The following is a 13,582-nucleotide window of genomic DNA, read 5'->3' as shown; positions in this document are numbered from 1 at the left end:
GAGCCTCCCACCTCGGGTTATTGAGCCCACGCTGACGTGGGCAGATCGCTGGCCTCATGCCGCACATGTCCTCTCGCACCTCGCTCCGCCGTCACCGGCAGAACCGCAGAAGAGGGGCGATCGGGACGGGCGTCGTTCTCGCCGTGGTCGGAGCCGCGCTCTTCGCGGGCGTCTCGGCGCAGGCGGCCACGGCGCCCGACCTCGGCACGGCGGAGGACTACTCGGTCCTGGCGGCGTCGACCGTGACGAACACGGGGTCGAGCGTCCTGGAGCAGAGCGTCGGGGTCAGCCCGCTGACCGCCGTCACCGGGTTCCCGCCCGGACGGACGGACGGAGTGATCCACCGCGGAGACGCGGAGGCGGCGCAGGCTCAGGCCGACGTGGGCACCGCCTACGGGCAGCTCGCCTCGCAGGCGACGACCGCGCAGATCGGCGCCGAGATCGGCGGCAGGACGCTGAAGCCCGGGGTCTACACCGCGGCCGGACCGGTCGGAGTGACGGGGACGCTCACGCTCGACGCCGAGGGCGTCAACGAGGCGGTCTTCGTGATCCGCGCCGCCTCGACTCTCACGACCGCGTCGTCGAGCTCGGTGGCCCTGATCAACGGAGCGCAGGCCTGCAACGTCTACTGGCAGATCGGCAGCTCCGCGACCCTCGGCACCGACTCGGACTTCGTGGGCTCCGTCCTCGCCTCGGTCTCGATCACGGTGACGACGGGCGTCTCCGTCGAGGGCCGCGCACTGGCCCGCACGGGAGCGGTCACCCTCGACTCCAACGACTTCACCGAGCCGGGCTGCGAGCCCTCCGACGGCGGGCCGTCGCCGACGGCGACTCCGACCGTGACGCCGACGGTGACGCCGACGGTGACGCCGACGGTGACGCCGACCGTGACGCCGACGGTCACTCCGACGGTCACTCCGACGGTCACTCCGACGGTGACTCCGACGGTGACTCCGACCGTGACCCCCACGGTGACTCCGACGGTGACGCCGACGGTCACTCCGACGGTCACTCCGACGGTGACTCCGACCGTGACGCCGACGGTCACTCCGACGGTCACGCCGACTGTGACTCCGACCGTGACTCCGACGGTCACGCCGACTGCGACCCCCACGGTCACGCCGACCGTCACGCCGACCGTTACTCCCACGGTCACGCCGACGATCACGCCGACGGTGACTCCGACTGTGACCCCCACCATCACGCCAACGGTCACGCCGACTGTGACTCCGACGGTCACGCCCACCATCACCCCGACGGTCACGCCGACTGTGACTCCGACGGTCACGCCGACGGTCACGCCCACCGTCACGCCGACGGTCACCCCGACTGTGACTCCGACGGTGACTCCGACGGTCACGCCCACCGTCACCCCGACGGTCACCCCGACCGTGACTCCGACGATCGCGCCCACCGTGACTCCGACGGTCACGCCGACCGTCGCTCCGACGGCGACCCCCACCGCGACGCCGACGGTGACGCCGACCGCGACGCCCACGGCCTCGCCGACTCCGACCGCGACCACAGCGCCGCGACCGGCGCCCTCCCACGCCGCGGTCGTTCCCGTGGCCGGGTCGAACGGGCCCCGCGGGCCGGCGCTCGCCTCGACCGGAGTCGACGCCGCAGCGACGGCGACTGCCGGAGTGCTGGGCCTGCTCGCCCTGGTCGGCGGCGGTCTGATGCTCCTCACCCTCCGACGCCGCGGTGAGCGCACCGGCAGCTGATCCCGGCTGATCACCGGCAGCTGATCACCGCCAGGCCGTGCGCCGGACTCCCCAGGGGGGTCCGGCGCACGTCTGCGTCCGCGACTCCGCTCCGCCCGTGTCACCGGTGTCCCCGCCGATGCACGCCGACCCGCTCGTGCGCCGAGACGCCGCTCCGATCGCCGAGACACCGCTGAGCAGGGGGTGTCTCGGAGACGGGGCGGTGTCTCGGTGGAGAACGGATGCGCGCGCCGATGCGCGCTCGGCTGGTGCCTCAGCACCTGACGAACCCTGGGCGCCGTTTCGACGACGCCGACGTCCCGCTCGAGGCGGTCTTCATACCGACCGGATCTCGAGCGACCGACGAGCCGAGACGGAGACGGTGGCCGCCCTCCGCGCCCACGGGTTGTCCGTCAGCCTCCCTTGGCCGCTCAGGTCGCTCACGGCCGTTCACAGCCCCTACGGGGATTACCCGGCAGCTACCGCGACTGTGCCAGCAGCCGTTCCGATACCTCCCAGAGCCGATCTGCCGAGGCAGGATCCAGCGCGTGCGATAGAACCCCGTGAACTCCTCCCTGGATCGCCGCCACGACCTTCGCCGGGTGGCAGTCCTCGTAGTAGCCGGGAGTCCCGACCCCCAGCTCGGCCCGAGTCGCGACGTAGACGCTCGTAGCGGCACCTTGCTCGACGGTCTTGGCGGGGTACCGCCGCTTCATGTCCGCGAGCACGGCTGGGTCCCAGTGGCGCTGCAGGTCGGTCCAGATGCCGCCGGGCATGACCGCGGATCCTGCGATCCCATCGTCCTCCCATCGCCGAGTCGCCTCCAGGGCGAAGAGCACGTCGGCCGTCTTGGACTGCCCGTAGGCGAGCCCCGGGTCGTAGGGGTCTCTGTCGAAGAACAGGTCGTCGAATCGGATACCTGAAGATGCGTGCCCACTGGAACTCAGCGACACGATCTTCGCGCCACCCGCCGAGCGCATCGCCGGGTGCAAGCCTTGCGCGAGCGCGAAATGGCCGAGGTGGTTGACGGCGAAATGCATCTCCCAACCATCGGGTGTGCGTTGCTCGGGTAGATCCATGACCCCGGCGTTGTTCACCAGCAGGTGGAGTGGCCCCGACCACGAGTCGGCGAACGATCGGATGGATCCGACGTCGGCCAAGTCGACGAACGCCGCGTGGACAGCATCGTTGCCTGTGCTCGCTCGAATGTCTGCCGCGACTCGGTTCCCCGTCGTGACGTCGCGGACGGCGAGGGTCACAGCCGCGCCGGCGGCAGCCAGAGCGCGGGCCGTTTCGACACCGATGCCGGATCCCGCGCCGGTGACGACTGCTGTTCTGTTGCGGAGGTCGATTCCGTCGACGACCTCGAGGGCGGTCGATTCGGCGCCGAACGGTTCTCGTAGGTCGGGCATCAGCCGAGTCGCGTCTGGGCGATTCCGCCGTCGACGTCGATGATCGAGCCGTGCAGGAACAGGGCCTCGTCCGAGACGGCGAACTGGACGGCGTAGGCGACGTCGACGGGCCGTACCGGGCGTCCTGCGACGGTCACGGCGGTCATCGCCGCCAGGACGTCTGCGCTCTCGGCGTTGCCTGGAGTGCTTGTGGCCCCAGGAGCGACCGTGTTGACATGAACCCCTCGAGGCCCGTACTCGGCGGCCCAGGTGCGCGTCATCTGCTCGAGTGCCGCCTTCGACGCTGTGTACATCGCGCCGAAGGGCAGGCCCACGCGGGCCATCCACGACCCTATATTGACGATCGATCCGCGGCCGCGCTCCGCCATGGCCGGCGCGAGGGCCGCCACCAGCACGTGCGGGGCGCGGATGTTGATGCCGAGAACCGCGTCGAGGTCGTCCTCAGTGAGATCAGCGGTCGCGGTCGCCGGATAGATCCCGGCGTTGTTCACCAGGATGTCGATCCGGCCGCCGGCGAGAGCCACGGCCTCAGCGGCGACCCGGCGGACCTCGGAGGCCGATGTCCCGAGGTCCGCGACGAGCGGTGAGGCCGTGCCACCCGCACGCTCGATGGTCGTCACGACAGCCTGCGTGCGCTCGGCATCGCGACCGTTGACGATGACATGGGCGCCGGACGCGGCGAGTACCCGGGCGATCGCTTCGCCGATTCCACTGCTGGAGCCGGTGACGAGCGCGGTCCGACCGGCGAGCCGGTCATCGGACGGGACAGAGATGAGTTCTTCTTCGTTGGACTTCACGGTCCATTCCTAGCACCGATTGGACCGCCGGGTCCAGCGGAGTACTCTGGGCTCATGCAGGACGCGAGAATCACGGAACGCGGTCGAGCCACTCGCCAACGCATCATCGAGGCGACAGGTCGAGAGATCCTCGCCTCCGGCATCGGCGGTACCACTCTCGATACCGTCCGTGCAGCGACGCTGACGAGCAAGAGCCAGCTCTTCCACTACTTCCCCGGCGGCAAAGCGGAGCTCGTCCGTGAAGTCGCCGTCTGGGAGGGCGGCGAGCTTCTCGCCGCCCAGAAGCCGCACATCGACGACCTGTCGAGCTGGGAGTCCTGGCACGCCTGGCGTGATGCCCTGGTCGACTACTACATCGGTCTCGGCAGGTGGGCGTGCCCGATCGGTTCGATGGCGACGCAGGCAGCCATGACGGATCCCGAACTGGCTCGCATCATCACGGACAGCATGACGAACTGGCGGCTTCTGCTCGCCTCGGGGGTCGCCAAGATGCAGAGCGCAGGCAGGGTCGACTCGGATGCCGACCCGCAACGGATCGCCGTCGCCATCCTCGCCGCTCTCCAAGGAGGTCTCATCCTGAGCCAGCCGGAGAAAGCATCCTGGCCCCTGGAAGCCGCGATCGATGCCGCGCTCGACGTCCTTCACAAGGTCGCCCGCACGAGCTGACTCTGCGACGACTGCGGACGGCGCGAGGCGACGAGACCGATTCTGCTGCTGTGCTCACGGGGAGCCTCTGTGAGAAGAGGGCGAGGCTTGTGATCGCCGAGCGTCGTGATGGCCGATCGGCTACCGGGACGCGGCAGCGGCCCTGTTCGTGGGCGTTCTCCGCGCGGGTGATGCGGGCGTGGCTGTGCTTCCGGGCGAGTTCGTCCTCGACGAGCGTGGGCCTGGCGAGGGTGATCGCCGGGATGGTGGCGAGGAGGGCGATCGCGACCAGGAACAGCAGTGGCAGGGTCCACGTAGCGGTGAGGTCGTGGAGGAGCCCGACGAGCAGCGGACCGAGGGCGCCGAGCGCATACGCGATCCCCTGGGCGAAGCCACTGAGTGCGACGGTGCCGGTGCGGGCGTTGACGAGGACGAGGCAGACCGGGAAGAGGATCGATCCGCCGCCGATGAGCAGTACCCAGAGCAGTGTGAGAGGTGCGGGCGCGATGAGGAGGCCGAGGTAGCCGAGCACGAAGCAGGCTATGCCGACCGCGATCAGCCGGCCGACGTTGCGGAGCCGTGCGACGAGGAGAGGTGCGAGAAGGGCGCCGGGCACGCTGACGAGGCCGGTGACGGCGAGCAGCACTCCGCCCTCGGTCGGCGTCGTGCCCGCGAGGTCGCCGAGCATGTCGGGCAGCCAGGCGAAGCCGGCGTAGGTCAGGATCGTGCTGGTCGAGAACGCGAGGGTGATCGACAGGGCCACGCGAGACCGCCACAAGCCGGTGACGAACGATCGAGACGCAGCGTCCACGGTGATCGGACCCGCGACTCCCTGGTGTCGTTCTCGTACGAGGACGACGAGCCATGGGACGACTGCGCCGACCGAGGTCAAGGACCAGATACCGAGGGAGAACCGCCAGCCGGCCTGTTCCGCCAGCGGTGCTGCGAGGGCGGCGGGCACGGCGGTGCTCACGCCGATGACGCAGGCGTACACCGCGGTCAGAAGCGCGACACGGTCGGGGAAGTAGCGACGGACGATCGACGGCAGCAGTACGTTCCCGATCCCCGTGCCGGCGAACGCGACGATGCTGCCGATGAGCAGGACCGCGATTCCCGGGGCGAATGCTCGAAGGAGGTGACCAGCGGTCATGAGCAGCGCTGCGATGACGATGCTGCGGTCGAGACCGACTCCTCGGGCGATGCGCGGCGTGAAGAGTCCGGACGCCGCGAAGAGGAGGGGCGGCAGGGTTCCGAGCCAGCCGACGTCGAGGTCGGAGAGCGGGATGTCCATCCGGATCTCGCCGAGGATCGGGGACACCGCGGCGACCGCCTGGCGCAGGGAGAACGCGACGAGCATGACCCCCAGCAGCGCGGCCACACGGTGAATGCCGGGAGTCGCTCGTCTATTCCGCGAGCGCCCGCAGCGCGCGCAGGTGCACTGCTGCCCACGAGCGGAACGGCGTCCACGCCCGGGTGATCTCGTCGATCGGGCGATCGGCGCCGTAACGCTTCGCGACTTCGTCGCTCAGCTTGCCCTCGTTGCGCGGCAGCACGTCGGGGAAGTTCGCACCACGGATCACGACGAGTTCGGCCGAGAACGGTCCCATCCCGAAGATGCTCTTCACCTGGACGAACGCCTCGGCCGGCTGGAGCGAGCGCAGGTGGGAGCCGGAGAGCTGTCCGTCGAGGGCGGCCTCGGCTATCGCGTGCAGGTACTCCGCTTTGCGGTCGGGCAGATCGAGGGACGCCGCACGCAGGACGGCCGGAGACGGGAACGCTCCGTCGTCGCCGAGCTGCTGCGTGAGACGCGTCCTGACCGCTGCCGCCTGCCGGATCTGCAGCCGCCGTGAGAGGACCGTCCAGACCGCCGCCTCGTAGGGCGAGAAGAAGCCGCACGGCCGGAACCCGGGGAGTCGGGCTTGCGCGTCCGCGATGACCTCGTCTCGCGCCGCGACGTCGGGCCAGCCGCGCCCGTCGATGTCGATGGACAGCAGCCGCCGGACCTGTTCGGTCGCGGCGTCCAGATCGCCCGGGCCCTCGACCACGATGCCGGCGGACGGCCCGTCCTGGGTGACCACGACGTCCACTCGCCGCCAGTCGGCATCGCAGAGGAGGGCGGTGCGGATGCCCGCGGTGCGCGGCTGCGGAGCGAGCCTGTTGGGGGTGAAGCCCTCCCAGAACCGCTGGATGGTGGCGAGCGACCAGGGCCCGACGATCTCGTGGACGGTCTCGAGTCGAGTCATGGATCAGGCCTCGTCGTGCGGAGCGACGGCACGGCAGTCGGTCTCCGCGGAGGTGGAGGTGGACGTGCGGTCAAGTGCTCCGTCACCGGATGCCGCGTCGGTCGACCGTTCTCCGAAGAGGAGAGCCTCGCCGTCGGAGTAGTGACTGTTCACGCTCATGTGCTCGGCGAAGCGCTCGTCCCCGAATGCCGCAGTGAGGTCGTCGGCGGATCGCCACTGCACGTACTCGATGATCCGATCGCTCCGGAGGTCGCGGAAGAAGCTCGTCGACACGAAGCCGTCGAGGTTGCTGATGTGGTCGCGCGTCTCGCTCTCGTTGTACTCGGCGATCCACCCCTGCTTGCCCCTGACGGGCGTCAGTCTGATGACCTCGTGGGCCGCCGTCTCCGGAGCGCGGACGAGATCGATAGTGCTCTCGTCGTCGGGGCTCGCGGTCACCACGGCGGTGAATCGATAGATCCCCTCGTCCACGACCCACGTCGATCCAGTGCGGCTCAGTTCCGCGGCGAACTCCTCGGCGTGGCGGCGGCTGCGCCGGAAGAGCAGCCCCAGGAGGAGCTCGGTGCCGGGGGAGGAGGGCGGACCGAGCACGCGGCCCTGCGCCAGCCGGATCGCTCCGCCGTCTCCCGTCCTCGGACGCGCGAGCGAGACGGCCGGGTCGGACTGTTCCGTCCCCGCGTCGCGCGGGTTCACTTCTGCGCTCACCACGACGACGAAGGGGGACTCGTCGATGTCGACGGCGGTGCTTCGTGGGGACACTGACATGGAGGATCTCCGGGCTTCGAGGAGGACGCCGGAGGTTTTCAGCCCCGGATCGACGCCGCCGATGAGACGAGTCGACCACTCCGATGAGAATCGGTCAGGCGATCAAAATACACGACTCCTCTGCAGTCGCCAGGGGAGCCGCAGGCCCCCGGTTCGGTCGCGCCCTCGACGCGCTGCACGACGGGAACACGGTGGCGATGGTCCGGATCCACGGAGCGCCCTCGTAGACGAGGCCTGAGCGGATCACGAGCTCGACCGCTGCAGCGAGCGTGTCCGGCCCCTCGGCCGACTCTCGGACCAGTGCGTGAAGCGCGTCGGCAGGTACGAGCTGACGGAGCGCGCGACGGGTCAGCTGTGGTGGGCGAGACGTCGGGCGATGGTGTTGATCTGGCTGCCGGGGACGACGTGCTGGTCGGCGGCGGAGCGCCAGGCCGCGAAGTGGGGCGCTTTCCGGTGCGCGTCGATCGCGTTCTGGTCGGTGTAGACCTCGTGGAAGACGAAGTGCAGCTCGTCGGTGACGTCCTGGTAGACATCGAAGGAGAGGCATCCGGGCTCGTCGGTGAAGGTGCGTGTGGCGTTCTCGGTGATCGCGGTGAGGAAGTCGTCGAGGTGGCCGGGGCGGACGTCGAGGGCGACGGTGAGGGTGAGCATGGCGCTGCTTTCGGGGTGTCAGGCGAGAACGGGAGTGGCGTCGATGAGGTGGTGTGGCGTGAGGAAGGTGGGGAAGCGTCCGCCGGCCATCTCCTCGAGGACGGACGACTCGGCAGCTGCAGCCGGATTCGTTGTCGCACCAGACGTGGACAACGAGGTGGTCCTCGGTCGCGATGGCGGCGGGGCCGTCGACCACCGCGGCCTAGCGGGAGCCGAGGATGTCGCTGGAGACGATCTCCGGCGATTCGAGGCAGCCGGGCTGGTGATCGATGAAGCTGCGCCGGTGCAGCGAGGTGATGACGTCGCGGCGGCGGTACAGCTCGCCGATGAGGGGGATCATCGTCTCCGCGGCGGCCTGGCGGTCCTCCCAGGAGGAGGCGCGCGGGAGGTGATCGGTGAGGTTCATCATCGCTCCCGCGGAAGGTCGAGGCCGGTCTCGGCGGCGAGCTTCTCCAGATCCAGCCAGGTGTTCTCCGGCAGCAGGATCCCGGCATCGCGATTCGCGATCTCTGCGCGATCTTCGAGCTCGCCGGGGTAGAAGATCTCGTCGTGGCCAGGAGCCAGCGGGGTCTGCTTCACTTCGTCGACCATCCGGTGCACTCGACCCGCGAAGGCCTCCGGGTCGCCCATGGCGGCGACGTCGATGGCGATGAAGAGGTGGCCGGCACCGCTGGGTTTGTCGGCCTCATAGGGCCCGTGCACGCCTCGGCCGACCTGCGATCCGGTGAGCGCTCCGGAGAGGACGTCCATCATGAAGCTGATCGCGTAACCCTTGTGTCCCGCCATCGGGAGGATCACTCCGTGCACGGCCTGCTCCGCGTCGGTGGTCTCGTGGCCGTCCGGGGTCAGCGCCCACGTCGAAGGGATAGGGACGCCATTCTGGCGGGCGAGGTAGATCTTGCCTCGTGCGACGGCGGTGTTCGCGATGTCGAGTGCGACGACCTTCTCCCCGTAGGGAGCGGCGATCGACCAGGGGTTGGTGCCGACGCCCTTCTCACGGCCGCCCCACGGGGCCATGGCGGGTGAGGCGTTGGTGGTGAGGATCGCTGTGCACCCCTCGGCGGCGGCGCGGCGGGTGAAGTACATCGCCGTCCCGAAGTGGTTGGAGTTGCGCACTCCCACCGCGCCGATCCCGTGCAGGCGCGCGCGGCGGACGGCTTCGGATCGAGCTCTGTCGGCCAGCACCTGACCGATTCCGTCATGTCCGTCCAGCAGGAGAAGCGAGCCGGTGTCGATCAGGGTCGTCGGCTCAGTGACCGCTTTCATCGCTCCGGAGCGCAGCCGGTCGATGTACCACGGCAGTCGCAGCAGGCCGTGAGACTGGTGACCCCACAGATCGGCCTGGACGAGCGAGTCGGACACCAGTGCGGCGTCGTCGGTAGGGACACCGAAGCACTCGAGTACCTCGCGTCCGAAGTCACGCAACGGTGCCGGAGCGATGCGGTCGCGCTCGGTGGTGGTCTCAACCATGTTCGAACCTCTCGGCGGACGTGACCCCGTTGGCCGTCCGGATCTCTGTATACCTTAACGTATTCCTATGGGGCAACAGCTGGGGCCATCCAGTGGGTCAGTCCGCGAGGTCGACCAGGGCGCTGCTGACGCGAGTCGAGGAGAGCAGAGTGTTGAAGATCCCCTGGTCGACGTGGAAGAGGTGCTGCGTGCACGCGACGGCTGCCCGATCGGCGTCGCCGGAGATCACGGCCCGGCACATCTCGAGGTGCTCTCTGACCGATTCGGCGAGGCGCCCCACGTCGGCGTGCGCAATGAGGCGGAGGCGCGCGGTGTGCGGCCGGAGCTCGTCGATCGCACGAGCGAGGTACTCGTTCGGCGTGGTCGCCACGACAGCGTCATCGAACTCGGTCGCCAGCGCAGCGAAGGCCGCGGCGAAGTCGGGGGAGTACCCCACGCCGTTGATAGCCTCGAAACGCTCAGTCAAGTCGAGGAAGACGGCGGAGACGGTGGAGTCCTGGCCGCTGCGGCGAGCGACCTCGCGCAGTGCCGCCGGCTCGAGGAGGCGTCGGTAGTCGAACAGCGCGCGAGCTCCCTTCAAGGAGAGCCGTGACACCGTCGGCGCCTTCCTGGGCGCGATGTCGACCAGCTGCTCGGCGGCGAGACGGCGCAGTGCTTCGCGAACCGGTGTGCGCGAGGCGCCGGTGCGCTCGACGAGCATCACCTCGGGCAGCTGCTCCCCCGGCTGGTACACGCCGCTCTCGATGTCGGCCTTGATCTGCCGGTACACGATCTCCGTCTTGCCGAGCCTGCTGCCGAGGGTGGAGGGGTCGGTCACAACGGTCGGTCGCGTGCGCTGGGTCACCATGCGGACAGTTTAGTTTGCAAACAGGTATACCTACGGGTATAACTTGAGCCACCGACCCCGCGACGCCACTGCAGCGTGCCGGCCATTCCAACCTAGGGAGCAACGATGCTCGTCATTCTCGGCTTCGGCATGATCGCCGTGTTCTTGTATCTCGTCATGGCCAAGAAAGCGACCCCGATCGCCACCCTCATCCTCGTGCCGCTGATCTTCGGCGCCTTCACGGGGGCCGGCCTGGGCATGGGAGACATGATCGAGGAGTCGATCCTCAAGCTCGCGCCGACGGCGGCACTGCTGTTCTTCGCCATCATCTTCTTCGGCACGATGATCGACGTCGGCCTCTTCGATCCGCTGATCCGGTTGATCCTGCGCTTCGTCGGCGACGACCCCGTGAAGCTCGTCGTCGGAACGGCGCTGCTCACCTCGATCGTCTCCCTCGACGGCGACGGCTCGACCACCTTCATCATCGTCACGTCAGCGTTCCTCCCGCTCTACCTGCGCCTCGGAATGAGCCCCGTCACCCTCACCGTGGTCGCTGCGATGTCCAACGGCGTCCTGAACACCGTGCCCTGGGGCGGCTCCACCGCCCGCGCGGCAGCCGCACTGGGAGTCTCGCCGATCGACATCTTCGTCCCGATGATCCCGGCGATCGCGGCCGGCCTCGTCGCCGTCGTCGTGCTGGCCTACTTCCTCGGCCGCGGCGAGCGCACGCGCATCGGCGAGCTCGAGCTGCGCCCCTCACAGGGGTTCCTGAAGCGCCCTGACCTCTCCGACGAGTCCGATGAGACGTTCGTCGACGAGAACGTGGCCGCCCGGTCCCGCACCACCGGCGCCGCCCGCCGCGGTGAGCGAGGCGGCGCCGGCAGCTCCTCCCCCGCCAGCGGCTCCAGCGTCGTCATCACGAACAATTTCACCCCCGACCTGTCCCTCACCGGCGGAATCGCCGTCCGCCCGAACGCGCGCCCGCGACTGATCTGGTTCAACCTCGTCCTCACCCTCGCCGTGATGACGATCCTCGTCATGGACGTCGTCCTGCCCGCGGTGATCTTCATGGCCGCAGCGGCGATCGCCCTGGTGGTGAACTTCCCGAAGATCAAGGAGCAGTCCGCGCAGATCAAAGCCCACGCGGACAGCGTCATCAGCGTCGTCGGCATGGTCTTCGCCGCCACCGTCCTCACCGGCATCCTCAACGGCACCGGCATGGTGGAAGCGATGGCCGAATGGCTCGTCTCCGTGATCCCCAGCGGACTCGGCCCGTTCATGGCCGTCATCGCCGGAATCCTCTCGATCCCCCTGACCTTCGTGATGACCAACGACGCGTTCTACTTCGGAGTCCTGCCGATCCTGTCCGCGACCGCCTCGACCTTCGGTCTCGAACCGGTCGAGATGGCACGCGCCTCCCTCGTCGGCCAGGCACTGCACCAGTCCAGCCCGCTCGTGGCGTCCTTCCTGCTGCTGATCGGCCTGGCGAACGTGAGCCTCGGAGACCACTTCAAGAAGGTCATCTGGCGCGGCGCGATCGTCGCCTTGGTGATGCTCATCGTCGGCGGGCTGACCCTCGCCTACCCCCTCTTCTGACCTGCCCTTCCACTCCGACCTGCAAGGAGAACCACCCATGATCACAGCGATCGACCCGCGCAACGGTCAGGAGATCGGCCGGTACAAGGCCCACACCCCTGACCAGGTGCAGACCATCCTCGATGAGTCCGTGGCGGCACAGAAGCTCTGGCGGAGGACCCCCGTCGCCGAGCGCAGCGCACTGCTGCGCCGCACCGCCGCCGTCCTGCGTTCCGGTGCCGAGAAGTACGCGCACCTCATGACGAGCGAAATGGGCAAGCCCGTCGTCGAGGCGGAAGCCGAAGTCGAGAAGTGCGCGCTCACCCTCGACTACTACGCCGACCACGCCGCCGAGTTCCTCGCCGACACCGTCGTCCCCTCCGGCGCCGCAGACAGCCGCGTCGTGTACGAACCGCTGGGCGTCGTGCTGGCGATCATGCCCTGGAACTACCCCTTCTGGCAGTTCTTCCGCTTCGCAGCCCCCGCCCTCGCAGCCGGGAACGGCGCGATCCTCAAGCACGCCAACAACGTCCCCGGATCCGCTCTCGAAGTGGAGAAGATCTTCCTCGAAGCCGGCGCCCCGAAGGGCTTGTTCCGCACGGTCATGATCGACTCCAGCGAAGTCGCCGGACTCATCGCCGATGACCGCATCGCCGCCGTCACCCTCACGGGCTCCACCGAGGTCGGCGAGATCGTCGCCGCACAGGCCGGAGCGGCCCTGAAGAAGCAGGTCCTCGAACTCGGCGGTTCCGACCCGTTCATCGTCCTCGAGGACGCCGACATCCCCGCCGCTGCGACCGCCGCCGTCAAGGCCCGATTCGCCAACAACGGGCAGAGCTGCGTCAACGCGAAGCGGTTCATCGTCGAGAACAGCATCGCCGACGAGTTCGTTGCGGCCTTCACGGAGAACGTGCGCGCGCTCACCGTCGGCGACCCCTTCGACCGTCGCACCTCCGTCGGCCCAATGGCCCGCGAGAACCTCCGCGCGACCCTCCACGATCAGGTCGAGCGCTCCATCGCCGCCGGCGCCGTCGTCACCATCGGCGGCGAGGTGGTCGTCGGTGACGGCTTCTACTACCAGCCCACCATCCTCGACCACGTCACCCCTCAGCACGCCGCGTTCACCGAGGAGACCTTCGGCCCCGTCGCCGCGATCATCCGCGTCGCCGACGTCGAGGAGGCGATCGCCCTCGCCAACACCACCGACTTCGGGCTCGGTGCCGCGATCTGGACCAGCGACCTCGAGCGCGCCGACCGGCTCGCGCGCGACGTCGACGCCGGTGCCGTCTTCATCAACAGCATCGTCGCCTCCGATCCGCGCCTGCCGTTCGGCGGCATCAAGAAGTCCGGCTACGGCCGCGAGCTCGGGGTCGACGGCATCCGGGAGTTCGTGAACGTGAAGACGCTCTCCATCGGCTACGCGGTCACCCCCGCCACTCTCAGCGTGGCGAACGCTGACACCGAAGCGGACCTCATCACCATCGGAGGCGACTGA

13 protein-coding genes are annotated in these 13,582 nt (G+C 68.9%); 4 read left to right on the top strand and 9 right to left on the bottom strand.

What is annotated here, in order from left to right; translation table 11 throughout:
- The first annotated feature begins 65 nt into the window (after positions 1-65).
- A complete protein-coding gene (locus GSU45_RS16610; RefSeq protein ID WP_208543463.1) occupies positions 66-1,724 on the top strand; it encodes an ice-binding family protein in 1,659 nt (552 codons plus the stop codon).
- Positions 1,725-2,182: 458 nt separating this feature from the next.
- Here GSU45_RS16610 and GSU45_RS16605 read toward each other — a convergent pair whose 3' ends face one another.
- Together GSU45_RS16605 and GSU45_RS16600 are read right to left on the bottom strand one after the other, a co-directional pair.
- Positions 2,183-3,115 carry an SDR family NAD(P)-dependent oxidoreductase gene (locus tag GSU45_RS16605; protein ID WP_159916670.1) on the bottom strand — a complete coding sequence of 311 codons (933 nt, stop codon included), beginning with the start codon at positions 3,113-3,115 and terminating at the stop codon, positions 2,183-2,185.
- Entirely contained in the window at positions 3,115-3,912 is a 798-nt protein-coding gene (locus tag GSU45_RS16600) for an SDR family oxidoreductase (RefSeq protein ID WP_159916668.1), read from the bottom strand. The genes GSU45_RS16605 and GSU45_RS16600 overlap by 1 nt, the downstream gene beginning before the upstream one ends.
- Positions 3,913-3,966: 54 nt before the next feature.
- Here GSU45_RS16600 and GSU45_RS16595 point away from each other — a divergent pair, with 54 nt between their 5' ends.
- Positions 3,967-4,578, top strand: a complete 612-nt coding sequence (locus tag GSU45_RS16595; protein ID WP_159916666.1) for a TetR/AcrR family transcriptional regulator — start codon at positions 3,967-3,969, stop codon at positions 4,576-4,578.
- On the opposite strand, the gene GSU45_RS16590 is transcribed toward GSU45_RS16595, so the two are convergent.
- The 7 genes from GSU45_RS16590 to GSU45_RS16560 form a co-directional block, all read right to left on the bottom strand.
- A complete protein-coding gene (locus GSU45_RS16590) occupies positions 4,484-5,935 on the bottom strand; it encodes an MFS transporter (RefSeq protein ID WP_244248149.1) in 1,452 nt (483 codons plus the stop codon). The genes GSU45_RS16595 and GSU45_RS16590 overlap by 95 nt on opposite strands.
- Positions 5,936-5,960: 25 nt before the next feature.
- Positions 5,961-6,800 carry a DNA-3-methyladenine glycosylase 2 family protein gene (locus tag GSU45_RS16585; protein WP_159916663.1) on the bottom strand — a complete coding sequence of 280 codons (840 nt, stop codon included), beginning with the start codon at positions 6,798-6,800 and terminating at the stop codon, positions 5,961-5,963.
- Between the two features lie 3 nt (positions 6,801-6,803).
- A complete protein-coding gene (locus GSU45_RS16580) occupies positions 6,804-7,559 on the bottom strand; it encodes a hypothetical protein (RefSeq protein WP_159916660.1) in 756 nt (251 codons plus the stop codon).
- 354 nt (positions 7,560-7,913) lie between these two features.
- Complete coding sequence (locus GSU45_RS16575; RefSeq protein ID WP_159916657.1) at positions 7,914-8,216, bottom strand: putative quinol monooxygenase; 303 nt, start codon at positions 8,214-8,216, stop codon at positions 7,914-7,916.
- Positions 8,217-8,418: 202 nt separating this feature from the next.
- Entirely contained in the window at positions 8,419-8,622 is a 204-nt protein-coding gene (locus GSU45_RS16570; RefSeq protein WP_159916654.1) for a hypothetical protein, read from the bottom strand.
- Complete coding sequence (locus tag GSU45_RS16565; RefSeq protein WP_159916651.1) at positions 8,622-9,686, bottom strand: Ldh family oxidoreductase; 1,065 nt, start codon at positions 9,684-9,686, stop codon at positions 8,622-8,624. Before GSU45_RS16565 ends, GSU45_RS16570 begins: the two co-directional genes overlap by 1 nt.
- 97 nt (positions 9,687-9,783) lie before the next feature.
- On the bottom strand, positions 9,784-10,533 hold the full coding sequence (locus tag GSU45_RS16560; protein ID WP_159916649.1) for a GntR family transcriptional regulator: 750 nt from the start codon (positions 10,531-10,533) through the stop codon (positions 9,784-9,786).
- Between the two features lie 105 nt (positions 10,534-10,638).
- Between GSU45_RS16560 and GSU45_RS16555 the strand changes: the two genes are divergently transcribed.
- Both GSU45_RS16555 and GSU45_RS16550 read left to right on the top strand, forming a co-directional pair.
- Positions 10,639-12,108, top strand: coding sequence for an SLC13 family permease (locus GSU45_RS16555; RefSeq protein ID WP_159916647.1), 1,470 nt, complete (start codon positions 10,639-10,641; stop codon positions 12,106-12,108).
- Between the two features lie 37 nt (positions 12,109-12,145).
- Positions 12,146-13,582 carry an NAD-dependent succinate-semialdehyde dehydrogenase gene (locus GSU45_RS16550; RefSeq protein WP_159916644.1) on the top strand — a complete coding sequence of 479 codons (1,437 nt, stop codon included), beginning with the start codon at positions 12,146-12,148 and terminating at the stop codon, positions 13,580-13,582.

Origin of the sequence: Rathayibacter sp. VKM Ac-2801 (assembly GCF_009834245.1) — a bacterium.
Lineage (GTDB): Bacteria > Actinomycetota > Actinomycetes > Actinomycetales > Microbacteriaceae > Rathayibacter.
Note: the sequence above shows the minus strand (reverse complement) of the source record. Positions and strands in the feature narration are given on the sequence as shown.